We start from the raw sequence: 20,847 nt of genomic DNA on the forward strand, positions 1-20,847 counted from the left end.
ATTTTTACATATTTTTTCATGGAAAAATAAACGTAATGTTGCAATTAGAAGACAAAAAGAAGATAATAGGCACATGGGCATAAAATGTGAAAGGAGATGCAGATGTGAATAATACAGACAAAGATAAGCACTCAATCTCTCAAAACTCCGATCAACACGTTGATTTTAGCGAAGATAGAAAAGCGGAAAAGGAAAAAGGTTTTATACCTTCGAGAGTACGATATCTAAGAAAAAAACATAAATTAAAAGTAGATGAAATTTGTAAATATGTAGATGTAGCAAGAAGTACATATACAAACTACGAACAAGGACATCGAACTCCACCGCCTGATAAAATGGCTAAATTGGCAGAAATATTAAAAACTACGCCGAATTATCTAAGCGGGTATTCAGATATAGAAGAACCTTTAAACGATAACTTACGAGCTATACTAGCAGCTACAAATCTAAATTGGGACGGACAAAAATTAACTTCGCAACAGAAAGAACAAATTGCAAATATAATAAGTGGGTATTTCCAAACCATCTCAACGAAATGAAAGAAACCGCATGATTTCCTCATGCGGTTTCTTTCATATATTTTTCAATTTTTTTATATAATCCTGCAGGTATATCACCTGTTACTAGACATTCAGATAAAACGTTATGTAAATCGACCTCTTTTTGTTTTCCATCTTGATTAGCAGCTGCGTTACTTATCGCATTGATTATCTTTTCCATTACTTCAAATCCCCCTTGTTTTTTTAAAAAGTTTAGCGTTTTTCTTTTTATAAAAAACTTAAACATCCCTTGAAACACTGAATGACACCGCTATATACGGTGTCATTCAAAGAATTACTATTTAGCCTACTGACCCTCCTGGATCAGCCATGTAGTAGACTTGTTTATTACTTTCTTGTTTTGAAGCTTTTTCTGCGCTTGCATTTCCTGCTACCGCCATAGTTACGGATAGCGCAATCAACGCTGCTAGTACTTTTTTCATTCTGTTCACCTCTACCCAAGATTGGAAAATATATAAATAAATTGAAAATAATATATTCTTATTGTAACATTAAGTCCGGAATTTTCAACATAAATGTTAAGGTAATTATAGATAACCCTTTATAAAACGCTTAGGTATCTGTGCGTAGAACTTATTCCCATGTTGCTCAAAGCATAGAACTGATTGTAGGAAATAGTACTCTTCACCCGTGGCCAAGCCCATGTAATACCATTGGAACCCCGTCCATGAACCTTTATCTTTTTTGATATCATTAAGTATTTGAATTCCTTCTTCAATATTCCCTCTTTTGATTGCTAAATGTGCTTTTTCTCCCAAATCCGCAGGGTTAATTTTATCCAAATCTATTTCATAATTTATTTGGATAAAGTCTAATGTTTGCTGGCACTCTTCAATTTTATCATTAAATCTATCTGTATTTTCATTTTTCAGAATTTCAATCGCTTTTTGTACTAGCACCTGACTTATAAATACATCCTCAAACATATAAGAAATCCCAAGAAATTCATATATGGATGCTAAAAATCGTGGAAACTCTTTCGAAATTTCCTTTTGAATAACTCCTTGCCCAATTTCTCTTACAATTTCAATATTATTATCCATGAGGTTCGCCACTAGTTGTAATTCTTTCATTCGGATATCACATGCATCTTTAAAATAGCCTGCTTTTAAACTTTCTACGGTTGGTTCTTCTTCGCTTTGATCTTCCAGTACATCTTGTTTGTTTTCTACATAAGGTACCGTTTTTATTAGACTAGTGAATTCTTGCATATCAGAAAACGAGTACATTAGTATAATCGATTTTAAAACTTTCATTTCAGCATAGGTACTCTTAATTGTGCTCTTTGATAGGGTTTTAAACAATTCTTTTCCCACGAGCTTCCCTTGCGCACGCTCACTGAGAAACTCGTAATGTAAGGACCATTCTTTCACCATTTTACTGCTAAAAGATTTACCCCTAGTAACTACAGCATTTAACAATTCAATATTACTTTGTGAACTAGCAAATTCCATTGCGATGCACAAGTTCAACGGTTTAGATGTAGCTTCGCAAAACCTTAACATATATTCTTGTACTAATGATTCTTCTTCATACACATAACGAACAAGCTTCACAAAATTTATAAAGCTAATCTTTGTTGCCCCACTAAAATACTGACTCACTAAGCCACTAGATACGTTTAATTTATCTTTCACTTGATTACTGGTAATCCCTTTTTTCTTCATGTCCGAATGTATTTCAATCAAAAGTGACAATGTATCCATAGAAAACCTCACTCTCCTATACACTTACTCCTGGGGTTAAGCTCCTAAAGAGAGTATAACCTATATTTGTTAAAATTCAAACAAAATATGAAAAACACTAAACATGTATAGTATAATTTATTTAACTAAACGAGGGTAAGGAGTAATATAGAATGGGACGAATTCACTTCACGTTAGAAAAAACGCTAAACGAATTAGATATATCACCGTACCGTCTTTCCGTTATTTCTACTGTAAGAAGCAATACAATTGCTGACATGGTAAGCAACCAAAGTAGCCGCATTAATATCTCTACATTAGAATTAATCATTACAGCGTTAAATAAAATATCCGCAGAACAAGGTTCGTCACGAAAGTTTAATGTTGCAGATGTATTCATTTATGTTGACTAACTTACTTCATTTTAACAAAGATACGAGAAAAACAGAACACTTGTTCCTTAAAATTTATATTTTTTTTTGAAGCGTATGAAGAAGAGGGTCTCATGACTCTCTTTTTTGTATTTTCAGACGCTGTAACCGCTGTACTTACTGTCTTTTGATTATATAGTACCTACCATCTATTTCCGTTTCTAGAGGTAAAATATTCTTCAATATACAATAAATAGTAGAAATATAGGGATTTTTCTCACTTTAACTCTAATATGCAATATTACATATACATTATATGTAATATAAACAACATATTACCTATATCTAATGAAGTCTATACGTGTTAAGATACGCAGGTATGGACTGTTATATCGCTAATGCCATTGCTACTAACAGTCCATCACCCTATTTTTTTTTTTTTTTGAGTGCGAACTCAAATCGTGGCCATGTGTCACTCCCCTTAATAATCTAGTTAAGGGGTTTTTTATATTTCAATTGAATATATGCTTTATCGCAGATAAATAAAAAAGAGAGGATATCTATTAGATAATCCTCTCTTTTCGAGTTACAGACGTTGCTAAAAGCATACATCTTGCTATATACTGTTCATATAAAAATTCATGGCATGATTGGTCAATTATACATTTAACCTAGGCTTACTACTTAGTTCGCCCCTTCTTTTTTCAACAAAATTCTGCTATGATGGATGCTAGATACATATAAAATTCAACAAAACTTTTAAAATAAAAAAGAAAAAACCCCGGCATACAGTTTTCGATGGTAGAGCGGCCAACTCAAAACACCAGAGAAAACTCGGAACAGCAGAGGCTATGTCTTACGTATTCAAATGTGTTGTTATCTATAACGATATTATCACATTTTGAAAAAATCGTCTAGATATAACCTTTAGTTTGCTGTACCCATTTTTACCGGGGAACAAACTGGAGGTTTTTTTATGTCTAAAAATAAGCAAGGTAACAAAATATCTGGAAAACAAGCTACTAAAGATGCCTACATTAAATTTTTTGAATTCCTCATGTTCGATCAAAATTATCGTACATTATCACCCAACGCAAAAATTCTATATTCTTTTTTAAGAAATAAAATTAACTACTTCGCAAATATTACTACAGCAACTGAACTAGCGGTGGAAGAAGCGGCTGCTAACGGGGAAACATTAAAAGGTACTAAGTCCTATAGAGATAGTGACGGTTATATATATTGTATTGCGGACAATACAGAACTAGAGTATTTGCTTAATGTTGCAGAATCTACTGTAACTCGTATAAAAGCAGAGTTGCATATTGCTGGACTATTACTTGAAGTTCCTACTAAAAATAAAGCTAATCGCCTTTACCCATTAGAGCCTAGCTTAGATGACTTACAGGAAAAATGGGAATATATACAGGAAATTAACGAACTACGTGAAAAGAAACAGAAAGCTGCAGCAGAGCGAGCACAAAAACATGCAGAGAAAAAAAGAAAAGCTGCAGCAGAGAAGAAAGCACAAAAACTAGCTGAGAAGCAGAAAAAAATTAGTAACAAGCAAAATGAAAGTTACAGTAACAAGCAAAATGAAAGTTACGGTAACAAGCAAAATGAAAGTAAATTAGAACTTAATCTTTCTAAATTAGAACCTAATATTTCTAAATTAAAACCTAAATATCAATCTATCCTTAATAGATTAAATAATACTGATTTACATGATTCTACTAAAATTATTGTTCAAAAAAATATTGATAGATTGAGTGATGATAAATTAAATATCATTGTAGAATTATTTGAATTATATAAAGTAGCGATGTCAGAGGTTACTTTTAATGCAGTACTTTCTCGTGTATTAAAATCTCAAATAAAAACGAATTTCCGTGGATTTTTAGAGAAATCCTTAAAAACAGAAATATCAAGTGATACCATCACACCAAAAAGCATACCATCACGTACAGAAATGAGCCCTGACTGGTTACATGAGCAGGAAGCAGCTGCTACTAGTACTAAACAAAATCGTCCTATAGGGCAAAAAGATATAGATGAATTAAAAGAATATCTGTTGCAAAAAGCTAATGACTTGCAAAAGGAAATTAATGTATCTGAATTGACAGTAGAGAACTTTAACACATTTGGAACATATATGAACATGGGATTTACTCTACAAGAAACAGCAAAAATTTTAAGAGAATCTCCTTTAATGAAATCGTAAAATAAAAGTATTATCTAAAAAACAGGTACGGTAATACGCTTATTTTGTATGCCTAAAGCAGACTATAAGTATCTCTACCCATATGCTAAGATTGTAATAATACTATATGGGAGGTCTATTACTTATGGGCTTATTCAGTACTAAAAATCCTAAAACAGTAACAGATACAGAATTTTCTTGGAAAGATAATAAAATTAAAATTACAGATAGATATGTAGAATCCTCAGGTCTAATTAATTTTGTTCGTGTTCCTAAAAAACACATTGAAACAGTTACATATGAAATTAAGACTGGGAAAGTAGCTATGTCAGTAGATATAAGTCTTATCGGAAAAGGTGTAGTGCTGGGAACTATCGCTGTAGGTATTGATTTAAAAGAAGAAGTTCAAGACTGGTTATTAGAAAAACTGAATTTATTCTAGGGCAATTGTATGTTTACAGCCGTTATAATATATTTTAAAATAACAGTGATTGCATCCATAACTAGAATACAGACTGCGCCAACAGACTGTATTAAATCGTAGTACGCCAATATTACAAGAGCCCTATTGTATTTATTACAGTAGGGCTCTATTTTTACCCTTTTTGTTAACTAATTGCAACCTTTTAGCAAGACATTGGCCGCGCACGTCGAATTAGTACTGGTGAGGTGATGGTGTGGTGATGAAAGAATGGTATTCCATACAAGATGCAGCTGATACGTTAGGGATTAGTCATACTTCGATTTCAAGGTATTTACACACGTATCCGGATTTTTTTAAAGTGAAATTAGTAGGTAGAAAGAAAATGATCTTTAGTGAAGGACTACCAATACTAAAAAAGATAAAAGATTTATATGCAAGTGGTGTACAAACGCACGAGATATTAGAACAGTTGCAAGGTTCTATGCCCGTTTACCATGATGCAGAGGATGCTGGTGAAGTGGTGAATAATTTTTCAGTAGCACAGATAGAGCCATTTCTGAAAAATTTAGAAACAATAATTAGTCAGCAAAGCAGTTTATACGAACAAAACACTCTATTAGCTGAACAAGTTATCAAATCTGATCAACGCGCAGAAAAAATTCACGAGCAATTACAACAATCTGATAAGCGAAATCAGGAACTCCAGGGACAGCTGCAAGAACTTACTGAAAAAATGGATACACTCATAAAGTTCCAGGAAGCAGCTGCCACTGCAGAAAAACAACCGTGGTACAAACGAATACTAAAATAAGTAAAGCAGCAGGAATCCCTTGTGGACGTCTTGTTGTTTTTCTTTCATCAATAGTGGTACACGATTTTTAAAAAATGGAGATGATATTTTTGACTTGGGACCAGTCGATAAATGAATTCCTGTTGTATATGCAAGGAAATGGCCGTAAATTGTCTACTATGCACCGATATAGATATGACTTAGTATTATTTGCTTGCTGGATAGAAAATAGCGAAGACGCTCTAACACGCCCCTTCAGACGAAATATAACTACAGGCCAATTGAACCAACATTTACATTCTGCAAAGACGACCAGGAATTGCTCGCCTGCTTCGCTAAAAAGGTTGAGCGGTGTAATTGTAAACTTCCTAGATTATCATGGTATCTTCCTGGAATCGGTAGATCGTGGAAAACAGGATTTATTACAACTAAGAAACTTTGCCTCTGATACAGAAATTCATCGCTTGCTGCAAACCGTGAAAAGTTTCGAGGGCTTAACTCCCTACCAAATAACCGGAAGAAAATATATTATGAATCGCAATCTATTTTTAGTGCATCTAATGCTCTACTACGGATTTAGTATTCATGATCTCACCAACCTAACTATGCAAGATATCAATTTCGGCCAAGGCGTATTATTCCCTGTATCTTCAGGTGGTGTTAAACGGGCAATCCCTTTGAATGCTGCAGATCGTGAATTACTCTTGGCTACATACAGAGACATTCCGGAAGCCGTGCAGCCGCGCCAAAATACAAATGATCCGTTTTTTGTAACGTTTCACCATGCGACAAGTACATTTCAGTGGGATTACGGTACAGAATCCCCAAAGAAACTAACGAAAATTGCCATTCAACGTATGATCCAGAAAGAGATTAAACGTGCAGGTATTCACCACCTCTCCCCCACCACACTACGTAACCGTCACATATTAGATTCGTTACGCGATGGAGTTAACTTTGCGGAGATAAAAGTCCTGCTCGGTATGAAGAGCATTGAAGCTATGCACCGATATGTTGTTTTTGAACGTTCATTCACTGTTGTTAGTGGCTATGAGCGGTTGTGGAGAAGTTAACATGATAAAAGAAGCATCGTTATAAGATGCTTCTTTTATTTTTGTTCACTAGTGGTGTTTAAGTAGGGTTAATTTCATTTTATTCTTGCATTCACGGTTAATTATGGTAAAATTACCTTATAAGTGGTGTTAAAACCCTACTTGTTAATTTAGGAGGATGAAAAATGAGTGTATTAAACGTCTTGAACATTTCAAGGTTTAATGGTGATTTCGGAAATAGTAATAACAATTTTATGGTGAATGGTTACTATTTTGAGATGCCAACAAACGTTGCACCTATCAGTAAACAAAAAGCAGAAACGTACTTTGTGGACTCTGTTAAAGAACCTACAGACCTTTTGAAGAAAATGTTAATTTCTACAACGATTGATGGAGAAGAACAATATTACTTAGTAGGTGAAGCAGCGGTTTCACAAACTGTATCAAACGTACATGTGAAACGTATGCATGACAAAATTAAAAGTCCAATCCCTTATGTATCATTTTTGAGTGCTGTAGCTTATTATCATGCACTTAAAGGGGATAAGGATAGTAACGAGATTGATATCGATTACATGAGCATGATGCTACCAATTTGGCTGTTAAAACGAGAATCTAAATTCAGTGTTGCTCAAAACAAAATGTCGGACCGTTTCTTAAAAGAACATGTTGTAACAGTACATACACCAGGAATGGAACGCACATTAAAAATTAATGTTAAACAAGCAAAATGTAGAACTGAATCTGAAGTTGCTCGCCATGCTATTAAATATAGAATGGTTAAAAAAGATGATACCGCAAAAGCAATTACTATTGAAAAACGTAAATCTGCTATTCGATTTGAAAACTCTAAAGTAGTTCTAGTAGATATTGGTGGTGGTTCAACGGATGCGGTAGCGTTAGGGGTAGGATTAACGACTCCAACAAGCCGTGATTCTTTCAAAGTAATCGATATTAAACCATATTTAGGTAATATTGAAGAATTCCGTACAGAAAAATTAATAGAACAATTCAGTAGCCTACGCTCATTCGAAAACTTTATTGTGAAAAATTACAGCAAAGAAACATACAAGCTTAAAAATGAAAACAATGGTGAAGAAACTGATTTAACAGATCAAATTACTGAAATGCTAAATGAGTATGCTAGCTTACTTGTGACTCAAGTTTTAAACGAATTCATCCCAGCATCTAGTGATGAAGTTTTGAAATTCATATACTTTGGTGGAGAAGCGCCGATTTTAGAGCCTTACATTAAGGAAAATCTATTAAAACATATGAATGAAGAAGCTGCTCAAAACAACCATTTCTTTTTAAGTGACATTATTGAGGAAGAAGATAACGAAGTCTTCGCTCCAACAGCTCGTACAATAAATTTAAATGCTTTGGAGTTACGCAGTATTGATGAAACAAAAAAAGTAGAAGCATAAGGTGTGTTTTAAATGGAAAAACGCAAAAAAATGCAGTTAATCTGCAAGAATATGCCCGATGATGTTTATGAAATTTTGGATGAAAAGTCTTCTAAACGTAATTTAACTGAATATGTGGTGGATTTAGTCCAGAATCAAAACAGAGATCAACAACTTATCCGTATACTCATGGATAAGTTAAGTAATATAGAATCTTCTTTAGAAGAAATAAAGAATGGTTCGATTATGGTAAAACCAAACACGGATCTCCAAAATGAAAAAGAGAGTGAAGAAGCATTTTTATCAGAGGGAACAATTATTGAAGCAGAAGTAGTTGAAGGTGGTATTGATCCATCTGATAAAGAAGATATGGATTTCTAATTAAATAAAAAGGGAAAGCTCTTCCCAGCTTGGCGGCATCGAAAGAGCTTTCCCTACACATTATCTATGAAATGGAAGGATGATTTACAATGGCAAACACCCTATACAAAATCACAAATAATGAGGTTATTGTACCACAACGCAAAGATAAAAGGGAATTTTTCGGAATGTTCTATCACTTTGTATCTGACAAATACAATGCGGTTAACGAATGGTTCGGTATAGATGAGGCTGCTTCAGATCGCCTTTGGTTTTACGGAACTATTTCCTTTGCTATTTTCCTAGTAACGTTCACTTATCTTGTATCTGGCCTCGTATTCGGCTTTTAAGGCGAGGTATAAGACATGGACACGATAAACCATAAAGAACTTATGCAAGAAGCATGGTATATGGCAAAAAGAGGTGCTGTTCGTTTTGGTGGAAAGGCTAAAGAATATCTATCTGCTTCTCTAAAAATTGTTTGGGAGCAGGTTCGTAAAGTAATGAAATTAAATGCTGAATTAGCAGCAATGGAAGAAATGTTAGACTCTCTGAAGTCTACTAAACGGGAGTATGCAGCATATGTACATAATGTACTGCTTCCTTTTGCAAAAGATGGCCAACCTATTACTAGAAAACTGCTAAATGCAATTTATAAAGTAATCGGCTTTAAAAATAATATCGATCCTGGTACTAAATCAATTATTCGATACACAAAGCGCTACTCTTTAGAATCCTATTATTTATTAGCTGATATAAAACTACTACGAACTACCCAAAAAGCTACTAGGTACGTAGTAGAAGTGAAAAATACTGCAGTTGCAGTACATTGGATTCCAAAAAGCATTCTAAACCAAAAGAAAGAAATTCCCGATTGGTTTATTAAAGAGAAGAAATTGTTTTTAATCTAATATATTTACACAGAAGTCGTCCCGCAGCAGGCTAACTTCTGTGTAATTCCCTTTTTTATTTTTTAGGGTTATGTTAAGTTATTGTTGTTAACAATATGTTTAAAGTGATGCCAGTCACTTTACGGAGCGTTGATACCTTTCACATCGCGTTTTCGGTTTTGGTTTATCAACGCTTCGAATCTCTTTTTTTAATCGGAATATTGTTGCTATTAAAAAGACGATAACCAGTACTAAAACTGCTGTGAACAAATTTGTTGAAATTAGACTACCAATTGAATTGGTATAAGTACCAAACTCTTTTGGCATGTACCAATTTACGTAACTATGTAGCGGAGCTAATTTCGCTAAGATGTCATAAAGAATATATAGTTGTGTTAAAATATTTGAATCAATTTTTTTCATTCCTCTTCCCCCTTATAAAATATATTTCTTCCTTGTTACTAAATTCTAAAAAAGCCCAATGGCAACACTCCTTTCAAAATCTCATCTACTTATAGTTCACATATAACCCTTACAAGAAAAGAAAAAAAGTATTTTTTTTGCACCCCACTTCTAACATTTTCGACAAAAATGAAGTTTTTGATCACATTTTTATAACTTTTAGACAATTTTTTTATCTCTACTCTTCTTATATAACCTAAATAAGAGGAAAATCTTTGTTTTCTCACAAGGATTTTTCAAACTCGCAAATAACATGCTGCAAGTATCACAAGAGTCTTAGTTATTCTTTTCAAATAACTTTTTCACACTTCCAATCGAACATACATTCGTGTAAAATGTATACAAATAACAAGAATTGAGGGATTTGGTATGGAAAACTGGGGAGCACCAAAGATTCGCGGGAGAGGTATGGTCAAGTGGCTTCCGTTCACAAGTCTTACGGAGCAGTTTGAAGGAATTGATCGCATGTTAGAAGAACAATACAAGGTATCCAAACCTACTATTACTGATGATACAAAGCAACGAATTGAACGAGCATTAAATGAGTCTCTACACTGCAATAAAGAAATTAATATTGAATACTATCGTAACGGGTTCTTACATGAACAATACATAACAGTCACAGGTATAGATATCCATAGTAGAACTGTATATTGTACCGATGCTTATAACTTAAATACCAAATTTAAGATAGATGAATTTACAGATTTGAAATAAAATAGATTTAAACAATTACACTATATAAGTTGTAAAGGAAGTGTGCAAAATGTCAGGAAATCAATTAAGGAAAAATGGTGCAGGAGCAGTTATTCATGATGATATAAATAACCATGCTTTTTTAAATATTCCTATGGTTATAGATGAACAGCATGGGATAGTGTATGAGGTTTTAAGTGCGGGCTTCCATGCTAGAGATGCTTTAGCGATGGTAACAACAGATGGTTTTACCACAACGAGGGTAAATACCCCTATTATCACGATTAAAAATGACGATAGTACTGTCCAAGCATACCGACTACCTTTAGAGTTAGAAGAATGGGTTCTTGCTTGTATGCAGGCAGCTTCTGCAGGGAAAAATCCATTTCCTTGTAAGGTTGCTTTTGGAATAATTGAGAATACATTTTATGTAGAATTCAAATGAAAAAGGAGCAAATCATTTTGCTCCTTTTTCTTCGTGCGGTCTATATTTTCCTCTCAATGCTTTTAGCTCCTGGTGCAACTGCTCTACATCAGATCGAAGGAACAAATTAGGGGATTTCATACTTTTGGCTTTCATAATTGGAATTAACCGTCCTTCTGATACTAGTTTATTAAAACGTTGACGTGAAAAACCCATCAACTCACTTGCTTCTGTAACCGTCAAAATATCATTTTCCATGAACTGCATTAATTCTTCTCTACTGTTAAAATGGTACGTTGCCATACATTCACCTGCTTTTTGATTTGGCAATCATCGCAAACGGACGATTGCCAATAGTGTAAATAAAGATACAATAATCGCTGCTGCAATTGTTAGTGTACTTCCAATCCAACTTAAAACGGAGTTAATTATAATCATGGTTACTAGTAATAAGATTATTTTGGATGTTTTTGTCATTTTCATCCACGAAAGAGTTTGTGTTATAATTTAGATGACCAACTGGTGCTGTAACACCAGTCAGTCGCTTTTCTTACTGGTCTTCGTTATCATCTTTCTTATCTTTTTTTGTCATTTGGTAGATGCCATAAGATAATGTGATGATTTCGAGGACTGTTTTTATATTTTCCAACCACTCTTTCATGTTGTCACCTCCTTTACATTTATAATTATACCATAACCGTTGCTAACTGACAACAGTTATAACAAAAAAATAATGAAAAAGGTAGGGTAAATTACTTTTTTATAACTATATATTTCGTATCACTTTTCTATTTTTTATTTGTTAGGTATGTAATGTCATCACGACCTAACAAATAAAAAATAGACTTTATACTTTGATATATAAGCTTCTTTTAAACATTGCAGGACACCAAAACAAATCCCAACTTCAGCGTACATGTTTAACTGTCTATTATATGTATAATTCATTGTTCTATTTTTGTTAGGACGACCTAACAAAAATAGAGTAAAAAAGCCGTCCCATTCAGGACGGCTTCTCTTATTTTATCATTATATGTTCCGCTTTAATCCATCTATTACCACCAATATCAATAGCATCTAAATGTTTACCCCAAACACGGTATGGAACCGTTCCGTCGATGTCATCAATATGATTAATACACTCAGGTTCACTGTGTACCGCAATTCCGTACCCAGGAGGATATTTTGAGTAAGCATGGAACCATTCTACATCAAAATGCTCTAATTTTGCCCACTGCTTCTCAGAACCTAAGCAAATCATATCCTTATCTCCACCACCCCAATATCCTTTAAAAATAAGGTATGGAATTTTTTGAGTGATATTTCCTGTATACTGCGGATCAGCAGGGTTCTCATATAAATTAACACCATATCCATCAGGGTATTTTGATGTTGCAATACCAATGCCTTCCACTTTTACGGAGCTATTAGCGGTGATGCTTGATACAGAACTACCCACAAACCAAGATAATGGTTTATCACCAATTAATTTATTAATATCACATTTCCCGATACCAGAAATATTTCCTGTCTCTGTATATTGCCAAATATCACATGGATATGCAGGCTTATTCTCTCCATAGCGAGGAATCCACACAAAATCTGCTTGTATATTTCTTGCTCCAAATGACACATACGTATGATGACCTACATATAAACCGACCTTTTTAGCACCTAAACGACGCAATTCATTGATAAATGCTTGTGTACCGCCTTGCATATCATCCATCGTTTGTACTTCTACATCAGCAACCCAGAACTTTGCACTTTTATCACCACGTGCCCAAAAGTCTTGCGCTTCCTTCCTTGCATCAGCAATAGATACAAAACGACAAAAAGCATAATTTCCAAACGGAACACCTCGCTTTTTCATTTCACTTACATACTTTTGATACATATGGTCAACAACATTAGAACCATCTTGTACCCTAGCAATAACTAAATCTAATTGTGGTGCTGCTACATCCCAATTAATATTACCGTTCCATTTTGAAATATCTACAATATATCCCATAATAATTACCTCTTTCTTTTTTTATTTACCGAAAAAAGAGACGTGTTTTAACGCCTCTCTTAGACTCGTACAACGTTTTTACTTGTCTTGATGTTCTTTTGTATCACTGAACCATTTCCCGCTCTCAGGATTAGAAATAACCCCTAAAGCGATTAAGACTACTAGAATTATGTCCACGTATTCCTGATAACGTCCTGCATTAAAATGTGGAACAGTATCCATTAAAACCATTCCTAGCAGCGCAAAGAGTGCCACCCATAAGCCACGGTTATTTAATTTCTGTTTCATTTACATTTCCTCCCTTATCTTTTCTCGCATCAGAACGTTGTATTTTCGCTTGAATTTCACTCGCAACGCTCTCTAACAACCAGGTCGGAATCCATTTATCCCAACCAACTCTTACACAGTTTGCTGTAAAACTATTAAAAATGTGATAAATCAAGCCACCTGTGACCATGAAAAAGAAGAAATCAGGTAGCTTAAAAGCGATATCAAACATATGCGCTAAACACGGCAATAAAAAAAGCACCACGGTACGCGCGATGCCTTCAATGCCATATTGTGATGAGTATGTTCCATCTAATTTAGATGCCTTACTACCAGTAATCCAGTCTAAACCTACAACCATCATTAAGATGAAGATCCAAATCAAGTTTGTCTTTCCGTAAACCAGACTTAAAAACGTGCCTATTCCACCACTTACTACTGAAGCAGCTCTAAAATCGGTCGAGGTGATGATATCACTAATATTTATGCTTTTAATAAGCGCTTGTATTCTATCCATATTTCACCTCCTTTCAAGCAAAATAAAAAAGACCAGCTATTGCTGCTCCTGCTCTGTTTGTGTGTTATTTTCACTAGCTGGTGTTGGCGGTTCTTGAGATGGGTAATTCCCTGTAATTGATGCATAACACTCTAAACAAATGTTCTTTTTCGCAAATCCCATATCTAGCGGGTACAAACGCGCCCCTCGTTTACATATTTCACACAGCGTGGCAATTCGAAACTTTACTGTCCCATCCATCTCTCTCCATACTTCAACCCTGCTAACACCTTTTAGAAGACCTGCATTATTTAACATATCAGCAGGTATTTGAACAAAAATCCCTGTCTCTGTGCGCTCTGCATCCACCAGCCTCCCCACAAAAGGAAAGCCTTCACCTGCTTGAAGTGGCATCATTTGATTCTCATTCATTCTTATTTCTCCTTTCTATCCAAGTGCGTTAAATTTCCAACCACTTGGAGTACTCGTATAAAAACCTGCTCCAGCATTACCGTCTGTAAAACGTATATGCCCCCATTGTTGGAATCCACCGCCACCTAAGTTAATTCCCTGCATCGCTCGGATGTTTCTATAGATTTTAACTTCTTTTTCAGTGCTTATATCAAATGTTTGTCCGTCTGCTGCTGGAGCTATATTATTATTCACACCACCTACAGCAAGCGCGTTAAACGGCTGAATACCATCTGCTCTTTCTGCTGCAGCACGATCCCAATTATACATAGATGCATATTTGCCACTGTATAACGTTACACCACTTACACAAATTGCTGTCCCTTGTCTCATGTCAGCATTTCCAGAACAAACTTTAATAATTAATGCGTGCTGTTGCGGAATATAGTTTGTTGGCACTTTGAAAGTGAAAGAGTATCTTCTGATTTCTCCATAAAATGTAGACGGTTCAGGAAAATCCATTTTTTGTTCATTCCATATATCGTAACTTACATTGTCTCGGAATTTAACGCAGCATACTTGTAAACGAGGTTTCCCTGTTTTACGTACACCATTTATCATAGCTGTTCTAAAGTGAGCAGAAACTGTATATTCGTTACCAGGATGTATCCCATTATTCACGACTGTTTCGGGATAGTTATACATATCTACCCTTGCAGCATTTACCATTTGCTCGTAATCGAATATATGCGTATTCTTTTCTATTACAACATTTCCCCATGACTTCCAAGTAAGGCCGTATCCACCTTCAAACCCATAATAATCGTTATGTCCGATGTTTTTCTTTGTAACACTAGAAAAGTCAGGATCTGCTATTAGGTTTCGTCTTGATACCGCAGTTGTTTTCGTTCCCCATTCGTCTTGGAATAGGAAGTCTAGCATTTTAACAGTTACACCATCTTTATCAATGGTTATCTTATCACCATCAATTCTAATAAGATTCGTATCAATACCTTTTGCCGTTAACCATTTCACCATTGTATCGGCATTAATAGCTACCTTTGAAACATCAATTTCTAATTTTTCCGATGAAAAGTTAATAGCTGCGATGATATTACCTTTTTTAACTTCTGCAAGGATTCCTTCATCAAGAACCTTAAGTTTAGAACCCGTTTCTTTTACATAAGCGGCGTAAGTCTCATTTATAAACGTTTCTTGTTTTTCGGAAATGATTGAAACGCCCTCTTTATTAGTACTAATACTTCTTTCTAATTCTGTAACTTTTTTATTGTAATCTTCAGTAGCTATTCTATTGGCTATATCTTCTAGCATTTTGTCAGCATCCGTTTGATCTTTCGGATGTAGCCAAAATTCTGTAGCTATAGTGCCACGTTGTAACATAGGAGCAGCACACCATAAACGCCCATTTCTTGTAACGTAATAACGCCATCTCACAAACGCTGCATTGGCTGGTGCTTTATCTGTGCATACAGCACGAACCCATGTATGATTTACAACAGTGATATTCGTTCTAGCTGTCTTAATGCGAGTTTTTTTGTCAGCAGTCCACCATTCAATTTCAATAAATGCACCGACACTATCAATAGGTGTTTTCCCGTCAGTATTGAAATAACCTGATGCAACAAAGTCTTCGTTAACTTGACACTCAATAAATTGACTTGTAAGTCCCCACCAACGATCTTGGGACTGGCCAGTAACGGTAATTGCAAATGTATTCATACCTTTGTATTTTAAATTCGTATCAACAGCACCAGTAGCCCCATTACCGCTATTCCAAAACCAATATTTCGGTCCTAACGTAAAATTAGCATCGCGCAACTCGTTGACAGTACCTAAACCACCTACATAAGCTTCAACATCTTTCTTTTTCATTGCTAGCTTCAATTCTTCAGATTGTTGCAGGATCGTTGTTGTAGCTTGAGTCAGTGTTTGCCCTTGTTGAGTTTGTATTTCCTGTATTTTTTTTACATCACTTGTTATCCCTTCGGCGTTCCGCGTAATCTCCGTTACTTTCTGGCTGAATACATTTTCTTTTACCCCATCTTCTGGAGACGGAGCGTATGCTTTTGGCATAGATCCTTTTAACACGGATACATTTTTGAAGTAGCACTCACTACCATCAGCAGAACGATCACCATAAATATATAAACTAAAACCTTTTTTCATATCTGATTTATCATGTAATTTCATTGTTGTATGAACTCGAACCCACTTTTTAACAGGTTCAACGATTAATTCTGGCGTACCTCCACTATGAAAGCCCATTGTATTGTTACCCTCAATAAAGTGGTGTAATCCTACCGCTATTCTGTTGTTTGCTGTTTCTGTCCATACATCTAAGGCAATCGTGTACGTATCACCTGGCTGGCAATCATTTCGGAAACTAGCTGGCATTTCTTGAGGCATTCCAAGCCATCTTTTAGCTTGACCGAATTGACCGTTTTTGTTAATTACAGCAACTACAGGATACCCAAACTTTTTGTCATTAACGTGCATATGATAACCTTTTGTAGGATCTGTTGTTCCAGCATTATAACCTGTTGCCCAATTACCAGCGCGCAAATTACCGTTTAGGTTCTTATCCCATTGCAGGCCGTCATCAGCCCAATAGTGTGTGAAATCTCCGTTACGTACATAGTTACGATCACCAGCATCATTAACGATAGATTCCGTTTTTTCAATACGCTCTTTTACGCCATTGAAACTTTGTTCCAACTCATAAGTCGATTTCGTAAAATCTGTAGGGACCGACCCTTTTTCAAGTTTGTGCTTCTTCATCCGTAGTCTTTTTCCTACGGAATTTGCGTTCCTAGCAAATCTTATCCTTAATCCCCAACCTGTAGCTCTTGTGTCAATCTTAAAAGTCCAGGACTCGCGTTTCCATACGTTAGATGCAGGTAAACCTTTTTGTACAGACTCATTCCATATACCATTAATGAATTGGAATAAAACGAAATCAACTTGAGCATCATTTTGTATGTCCAGAGATATAGTCATATCTTTATCTTTTTCAAAGTCACCCATTTTCGTATTATCTAAATGAAATTGATAGAAAGAGTCAGTGTGATCCAAACATTCTAATACAATGTATTCACCAGGCTGCACAACGAAGTTAGCTTTGTTTACTTGTGCGCCTCCAATCATTCCAATTGTTTGCGGTTTTTCGTTTGGCCCAGTGTTGATAAGCCAGTTTTCAACTCCAACAGTACGATCTTCAACTTGCTCCAATTTTTTAGAGATTCTCCCAGCCTCTTCTTTGATCTCGGTTGTTATCTTGGTAAAAACATTACCATCTGCAATATCTTCTGGAGCAGGTCGCCACGAATAATCTTTACTGCCTATAGTCAATTGTGGTGAACTCTGCTGATACCAACAACCAGCAGGAGGATTTGCATCAGGCTCTACACGAAAATGACTCTCGTTATCCGTTCCCGGTGATGACATCATACTTGCTGTCACTGTGAACGAAACGCTTACTCTTTGCCATTGATTAGTAGATTTATTTGGACGAATTCCAGTAGCACCTGGTGCAAAATAGAAAGTGTGTTGTAAATCTTGGCCATCCGGTAAACCTTTTACACGAGTAAAAATTGAATAGGTTACTTTATCTCCTACTTTTACAACTTTTCGATCTACTAAATCCTTGAAGTTATAAGCTAAAGCAGTCCATGATGATTGGGTTTCAACAACTGCATTACCTTGAAAAACATCATTCGAAATTTTAACTTTATCTGCTGATTTAAACCACCAACGATTGTCTGCTTGTGCAAAGGTCAAAGCACCATCAAAAGATTTAGAGCCGATTAACAAGTTTCTTACATCGTCATTAATGTTTGCTACACTTTCTTTAACTTGTGAAATAACTTTCGTATTTCCGTCCACATCACTTTCTAAGGTGTTAATTTTATTTGTAGTCTCACTACTATTTTTCGTTAATGTTTCAATAGACAGTTTAAATTTCTCAGAATCCTGTTCAACCTGGGTTACTTTTTTATCAATTTCACCTTGATCTCTTTGTACGTCAGAAATAGTTCTCGTAACTTTTTGAAGACTTTCTGTTACTGTATTAAATTGGCCAGTGGTTTCTTGTTGCGCTTCTTCCACTTTCTTATTTAATTCTTCTTTTGCGAGTTTAATATCCTTATTAACCTGCTCCAGCGTATCTTTTTTAATTGATTCCACATCAGGAATAAGGAGCTCCCAATCTTTCCCGTTCCATACTTTTAAAACACCAGGTTTACCGTTACTAATATCTCGCCATATCGTCTTACCAATTTGAAGATTATCTGTAGGCTGCTGCTTAGATTCAATAATATTAACAGTATTATTCTTCAAGTTTTCTTGAACCTTTTCTGCCAACTTTTTAACTGCTTCAGATTCTTTTCGTATAGTTTCGATGGTTTCTCCGTTTTCTTCAACCAATTTTTCTAGTTGATCCAACAACTCTTTGTTTGCCTTACCACTTAATTGCCCCAGGAGTCTATTGTATAATTTTCGCATTTCTTCGTTCGGATCTGTAATTTCTCTGTAATTACCAAACAGATATTTCTCTGCAGTAGGATCTTTAAAAGACTCGTCCCCAGCAATCACCCTTGCTTCCAAATAAAGCTTAGGCTTGAACCCTGGATCTTTAATAATTATCGTGTCTCCTTCACCTACTTGCTCATGCTCAAATCCTTTTACACGTTCTAAGTTTTGTGCATCTACTTCATACGAAACAGAAGCAGCTTTTCTTTTTTTTATTTCCATTTCCATTAAAGTAAGTAAACGTTGTGGTGTCATATTCAGGTTATCTGTTTCGGGTGTGTAAAATCCGAACCTGTGAAATCCTTTTACATTCCAACGCTGAAAGGCTTCGTTATCTACAATATAAGGAAGTCCATTATTTATACTTTCGATGGTAATTACACTGTCACCCTCGCCTCTTACAAAACCTACAAGAGCTGTACATATATTTCGGGTATTTTCAATTCTTCTGACATTAATTAAGTCTTTTCCCAGGTTAATTTCTTTACCTGTATACCGTCCTCGTTTTGCTATCATATCGACATACCAATTGACAATTTTATTAGCAAAAACTTCTACACGGTACTGTATTTCAAATTTAAATAAAGAAGCTATTTTTCCTAAAAAGGTAAGTGGATCAATGAATTCATCGATAGTCATTGTATGGAATCCTGCATAATCAGTTTTTCCACGTTTCCACTTCATACCTATAAGAGCCATATCAATAAATTCATTGACTGTTTTACCTTCGATACGCTGCGGCCGTATAATTCCTGATTGAGCAATTTCTACCCATACAGCAGATGAAAAGATTTCTATAAATCTTCCATCTTTTGTTTGAATAGCTTCCTCGATAACATACGGAATAAAACGACCGTCTCTAGTTTGTCTTAAAATTAAATTTTGCTGAATTAGGGCATCTGCATTAGGATTGTCTATTAATACTTTAAATGTCAGGGTATCAATATTACTTTTTAATTCCCAATGTCTTAAATCATCGTAATAATCTTTTGGTTGTAAAACTGCAATGATCTTTTCTGTTTTAAAATCCACGATATGAAATAGCCCACTGACCTTTTTCATTTAAATCGCTCCCTATAACTAATTGTTGCATCTAATTCCGTAGGTCTAATATCAATACGATTTTCTCCTCGAACTATCAGCGGAAACTCAGAAACTACTTCTTTTAAATCAATAGCATTTTTACCATTGATCGTTACATGTCCATATTCTGAATCAATAACCACTTTATCTCCTGTGTCGAAAATGTACGGCACAGCATTAGTATCAATGTTGTTTAACTTCCAAATTTTAAGGTCGTCAATTTGCATTGTATAAACCGGTGTATTTCTATCCCAACGACAAATTGCAATCATGACTTGTGCAACTTTTCGTGACGTCATAGGATTTGGATTAGTCTCAGAATCCGTCCAACGCTCTACTAAAGATGCATCATCAATCTCTGTACCGTCTCTAAAACGCGCTACATAAACAGACCATTCTCTGCCTCTCCTAGCGATACGTAGCCGACCATAAAATTGATTAAATGTATTAGAATACGCACCAGTGGTCTCAACTAAAAGACGTCTACTTCCAGGTACTGCATTATCACCAAGCGTCATATGCGCCTTAGTAATTTCAGCCTCCCAATATAAATCGTTCATATTAATCTGGGCTACCATATTGCTCGTTTCATCGAGTAGAATGATTTCCACACGTCCCATTTGATCTGCATTTCTAGATTGTAAATGTACCCAGGCTTCTAATTCGAAATCTTGTAGTGGACCACCAGGGATATTTTTTTTAGCAAGT

The 20,847-nt window shown here is 35.2% G+C and carries 23 protein-coding genes and 1 pseudogene; 12 read left to right on the forward strand and 12 right to left on the reverse strand.

What is annotated here, in order from left to right; genetic code table 11:
* Positions 1 to 104 precede the first annotated feature (104 nt).
* On the forward strand, positions 105 to 539 hold the full coding sequence (locus RT27_RS10125) for a helix-turn-helix transcriptional regulator (RefSeq protein WP_043935990.1): 435 nt from the start codon (positions 105 to 107) through the stop codon (positions 537 to 539).
* A gap of 19 nt (positions 540 to 558) precedes the next feature.
* On the opposite strand, the gene RT27_RS34790 is transcribed toward RT27_RS10125, so the two are convergent.
* The 3 genes from RT27_RS34790 to RT27_RS10130 form a co-directional block, all read right to left on the reverse strand.
* A complete protein-coding gene (locus RT27_RS34790; protein WP_156137704.1) occupies positions 559 to 720 on the reverse strand; it encodes a hypothetical protein in 162 nt (53 codons plus the stop codon).
* Positions 721 to 841: 121 nt separating this feature from the next.
* Positions 842 to 991 carry a hypothetical protein gene (locus RT27_RS34795; protein WP_156137705.1) on the reverse strand — a complete coding sequence of 50 codons (150 nt, stop codon included), beginning with the start codon at positions 989 to 991 and terminating at the stop codon, positions 842 to 844.
* Between the two features lie 96 nt (positions 992 to 1,087).
* Entirely contained in the window at positions 1,088 to 2,266 is a 1,179-nt protein-coding gene (locus RT27_RS10130) for an AimR family lysis-lysogeny pheromone receptor (protein WP_043935991.1), read from the reverse strand.
* A gap of 152 nt (positions 2,267 to 2,418) precedes the next feature.
* Here RT27_RS10130 and RT27_RS10135 point away from each other — a divergent pair, with 152 nt between their 5' ends.
* The 9 genes from RT27_RS10135 (at position 2,419) to RT27_RS10175 (ending at position 9,759) form a co-directional block, all read left to right on the forward strand.
* Positions 2,419 to 2,658 (forward strand): hypothetical protein, encoded by a 240-nt coding sequence (locus tag RT27_RS10135; protein WP_043935992.1) that lies wholly within the window; start codon positions 2,419 to 2,421, stop codon positions 2,656 to 2,658.
* 934 nt (positions 2,659 to 3,592) lie between these two features.
* Positions 3,593 to 4,837 (forward strand): hypothetical protein, encoded by a 1,245-nt coding sequence (locus RT27_RS10140; protein WP_043935994.1) that lies wholly within the window; start codon positions 3,593 to 3,595, stop codon positions 4,835 to 4,837.
* A gap of 124 nt (positions 4,838 to 4,961) precedes the next feature.
* On the forward strand, positions 4,962 to 5,258 hold the full coding sequence (locus RT27_RS10145; RefSeq protein ID WP_043935996.1) for a hypothetical protein: 297 nt from the start codon (positions 4,962 to 4,964) through the stop codon (positions 5,256 to 5,258).
* A gap of 241 nt (positions 5,259 to 5,499) precedes the next feature.
* Positions 5,500 to 6,051 carry a hypothetical protein gene (locus tag RT27_RS10150; protein WP_043935998.1) on the forward strand — a complete coding sequence of 184 codons (552 nt, stop codon included), beginning with the start codon at positions 5,500 to 5,502 and terminating at the stop codon, positions 6,049 to 6,051.
* An 80-nt stretch (positions 6,052 to 6,131) separates the two neighbouring features.
* Positions 6,132 to 7,103 (forward strand): site-specific integrase, encoded by a 972-nt coding sequence (locus RT27_RS10155; protein ID WP_231577680.1) that lies wholly within the window; start codon positions 6,132 to 6,134, stop codon positions 7,101 to 7,103.
* Positions 7,104 to 7,267: 164 nt separating this feature from the next.
* Positions 7,268 to 8,509, forward strand: a complete 1,242-nt coding sequence (locus RT27_RS10160) for a ParM/StbA family protein (protein WP_043936000.1) — start codon at positions 7,268 to 7,270, stop codon at positions 8,507 to 8,509.
* Positions 8,510 to 8,521: 12 nt separating this feature from the next.
* Positions 8,522 to 8,869 carry a hypothetical protein gene (locus RT27_RS10165; RefSeq protein WP_043936001.1) on the forward strand — a complete coding sequence of 116 codons (348 nt, stop codon included), beginning with the start codon at positions 8,522 to 8,524 and terminating at the stop codon, positions 8,867 to 8,869.
* Between the two features lie 89 nt (positions 8,870 to 8,958).
* Positions 8,959 to 9,198 carry a hypothetical protein gene (locus tag RT27_RS10170; RefSeq protein WP_043936002.1) on the forward strand — a complete coding sequence of 80 codons (240 nt, stop codon included), beginning with the start codon at positions 8,959 to 8,961 and terminating at the stop codon, positions 9,196 to 9,198.
* A 15-nt stretch (positions 9,199 to 9,213) separates the two neighbouring features.
* The gene (locus RT27_RS10175) at positions 9,214 to 9,759 is read left to right on the forward strand and encodes a hypothetical protein (protein ID WP_043936003.1); all 546 of its coding nucleotides are present in this window, start codon (positions 9,214 to 9,216) and stop codon (positions 9,757 to 9,759) included.
* 114 nt (positions 9,760 to 9,873) lie between these two features.
* Here the strand turns inward: RT27_RS10175 and RT27_RS10180 are convergent, their stop codons facing one another.
* Positions 9,874 to 10,161: a hypothetical protein gene (locus RT27_RS10180; protein WP_043936004.1), complete on the reverse strand. Its 288-nt coding sequence runs from the start codon at positions 10,159 to 10,161 to the stop codon at positions 9,874 to 9,876.
* A gap of 408 nt (positions 10,162 to 10,569) precedes the next feature.
* Between RT27_RS10180 and RT27_RS10185 the strand changes: the two genes are divergently transcribed.
* Both RT27_RS10185 and RT27_RS10190 read left to right on the forward strand, forming a co-directional pair.
* A complete protein-coding gene (locus tag RT27_RS10185; protein ID WP_043936005.1) occupies positions 10,570 to 10,917 on the forward strand; it encodes a YolD-like family protein in 348 nt (115 codons plus the stop codon).
* Positions 10,918 to 10,966: 49 nt separating this feature from the next.
* Entirely contained in the window at positions 10,967 to 11,341 is a 375-nt protein-coding gene (locus RT27_RS10190; protein ID WP_043936006.1) for a hypothetical protein, read from the forward strand.
* Between the two features lie 12 nt (positions 11,342 to 11,353).
* On the opposite strand, the gene RT27_RS10195 is transcribed toward RT27_RS10190, so the two are convergent.
* From RT27_RS10195 to RT27_RS10225, 8 genes and pseudogenes are all read right to left on the reverse strand, one after another.
* The gene (locus RT27_RS10195) at positions 11,354 to 11,623 is read right to left on the reverse strand and encodes a helix-turn-helix domain-containing protein (protein ID WP_043936007.1); all 270 of its coding nucleotides are present in this window, start codon (positions 11,621 to 11,623) and stop codon (positions 11,354 to 11,356) included.
* A gap of 27 nt (positions 11,624 to 11,650) precedes the next feature.
* Entirely contained in the window at positions 11,651 to 11,797 is a 147-nt protein-coding gene (locus RT27_RS34800; protein ID WP_156137706.1) for a hypothetical protein, read from the reverse strand.
* Positions 11,798 to 12,338: 541 nt separating this feature from the next.
* A complete protein-coding gene (locus tag RT27_RS10200) occupies positions 12,339 to 13,334 on the reverse strand; it encodes a glycoside hydrolase family 25 protein (protein ID WP_043936008.1) in 996 nt (331 codons plus the stop codon).
* Between the two features lie 78 nt (positions 13,335 to 13,412).
* Positions 13,413 to 13,622, reverse strand: coding sequence for a hypothetical protein (locus RT27_RS10205; RefSeq protein ID WP_043936009.1), 210 nt, complete (start codon positions 13,620 to 13,622; stop codon positions 13,413 to 13,415).
* Positions 13,603 to 14,118 carry a phage holin family protein gene (locus RT27_RS10210; protein ID WP_043936010.1) on the reverse strand — a complete coding sequence of 172 codons (516 nt, stop codon included), beginning with the start codon at positions 14,116 to 14,118 and terminating at the stop codon, positions 13,603 to 13,605. The genes RT27_RS10205 and RT27_RS10210 overlap by 20 nt, the downstream gene beginning before the upstream one ends.
* Positions 14,119 to 14,154: 36 nt before the next feature.
* Positions 14,155 to 14,529, reverse strand: a complete 375-nt coding sequence (locus tag RT27_RS10215) for a hypothetical protein (protein ID WP_043936011.1) — start codon at positions 14,527 to 14,529, stop codon at positions 14,155 to 14,157.
* A 15-nt stretch (positions 14,530 to 14,544) separates the two neighbouring features.
* Positions 14,545 to 20,118 carry a phage tail spike protein gene (locus RT27_RS10220; RefSeq protein ID WP_043936012.1) on the reverse strand — a complete coding sequence of 1,858 codons (5,574 nt, stop codon included), beginning with the start codon at positions 20,116 to 20,118 and terminating at the stop codon, positions 14,545 to 14,547.
* Positions 20,115 to 20,847: pseudogene (locus tag RT27_RS10225) on the reverse strand (phage tail domain-containing protein); the annotation flags it as partial. The pseudogene RT27_RS10225 and the gene RT27_RS10220, both read right to left, overlap by 4 nt.

Source organism: Bacillus sp. L_1B0_5, from assembly GCF_000836715.1.
GTDB lineage: Bacteria > Bacillota > Bacilli > Bacillales > Bacillaceae_G > Bacillus_A > Bacillus_A thuringiensis_S.

Bases quoted from the DNA above. Each gene is read 5' to 3' on its own strand.
- RT27_RS34790 (WP_156137704.1), bottom strand. From the start codon at position 720: ATGGAAAAGATAATCAATGCGATAAGTAACGCAGCTGCTAATCAAGAT.
- RT27_RS10130 (WP_043935991.1), bottom strand. From the start codon at position 2,266: ATGGATACATTGTCACTTTTGATTGAAATACATTCGGACATGAAGAAA.
- RT27_RS10135 (WP_043935992.1), top strand. From the start codon at position 2,419: ATGGGACGAATTCACTTCACGTTAGAAAAAACGCTAAACGAATTAGAT.
- RT27_RS10140 (WP_043935994.1), top strand. From the start codon at position 3,593: ATGTCTAAAAATAAGCAAGGTAACAAAATATCTGGAAAACAAGCTACT.
- RT27_RS10145 (WP_043935996.1), top strand. From the start codon at position 4,962: ATGGGCTTATTCAGTACTAAAAATCCTAAAACAGTAACAGATACAGAA.
- RT27_RS10150 (WP_043935998.1), top strand. From the start codon at position 5,500: ATGAAAGAATGGTATTCCATACAAGATGCAGCTGATACGTTAGGGATT.
- RT27_RS10155 (WP_231577680.1), top strand. From the start codon at position 6,132: ATGATATTTTTGACTTGGGACCAGTCGATAAATGAATTCCTGTTGTAT.
- RT27_RS10160 (WP_043936000.1), top strand. From the start codon at position 7,268: ATGAGTGTATTAAACGTCTTGAACATTTCAAGGTTTAATGGTGATTTC.
- RT27_RS10165 (WP_043936001.1), top strand. From the start codon at position 8,522: ATGGAAAAACGCAAAAAAATGCAGTTAATCTGCAAGAATATGCCCGAT.
- RT27_RS10170 (WP_043936002.1), top strand. From the start codon at position 8,959: ATGGCAAACACCCTATACAAAATCACAAATAATGAGGTTATTGTACCA.
- RT27_RS10175 (WP_043936003.1), top strand. From the start codon at position 9,214: ATGGACACGATAAACCATAAAGAACTTATGCAAGAAGCATGGTATATG.
- RT27_RS10180 (WP_043936004.1), bottom strand. From the start codon at position 10,161: ATGAAAAAAATTGATTCAAATATTTTAACACAACTATATATTCTTTAT.
- RT27_RS10185 (WP_043936005.1), top strand. From the start codon at position 10,570: ATGGAAAACTGGGGAGCACCAAAGATTCGCGGGAGAGGTATGGTCAAG.
- RT27_RS10190 (WP_043936006.1), top strand. From the start codon at position 10,967: ATGTCAGGAAATCAATTAAGGAAAAATGGTGCAGGAGCAGTTATTCAT.
- RT27_RS10195 (WP_043936007.1), bottom strand. From the start codon at position 11,623: ATGGCAACGTACCATTTTAACAGTAGAGAAGAATTAATGCAGTTCATG.
- RT27_RS34800 (WP_156137706.1), bottom strand. From the start codon at position 11,797: ATGACAAAAACATCCAAAATAATCTTATTACTAGTAACCATGATTATA.
- RT27_RS10200 (WP_043936008.1), bottom strand. From the start codon at position 13,334: ATGGGATATATTGTAGATATTTCAAAATGGAACGGTAATATTAATTGG.
- RT27_RS10205 (WP_043936009.1), bottom strand. From the start codon at position 13,622: ATGAAACAGAAATTAAATAACCGTGGCTTATGGGTGGCACTCTTTGCG.
- RT27_RS10210 (WP_043936010.1), bottom strand. From the start codon at position 14,118: ATGGATAGAATACAAGCGCTTATTAAAAGCATAAATATTAGTGATATC.
- RT27_RS10215 (WP_043936011.1), bottom strand. From the start codon at position 14,529: ATGAATGAGAATCAAATGATGCCACTTCAAGCAGGTGAAGGCTTTCCT.
- RT27_RS10220 (WP_043936012.1), bottom strand. From the start codon at position 20,118: ATGAAAAAGGTCAGTGGGCTATTTCATATCGTGGATTTTAAAACAGAA.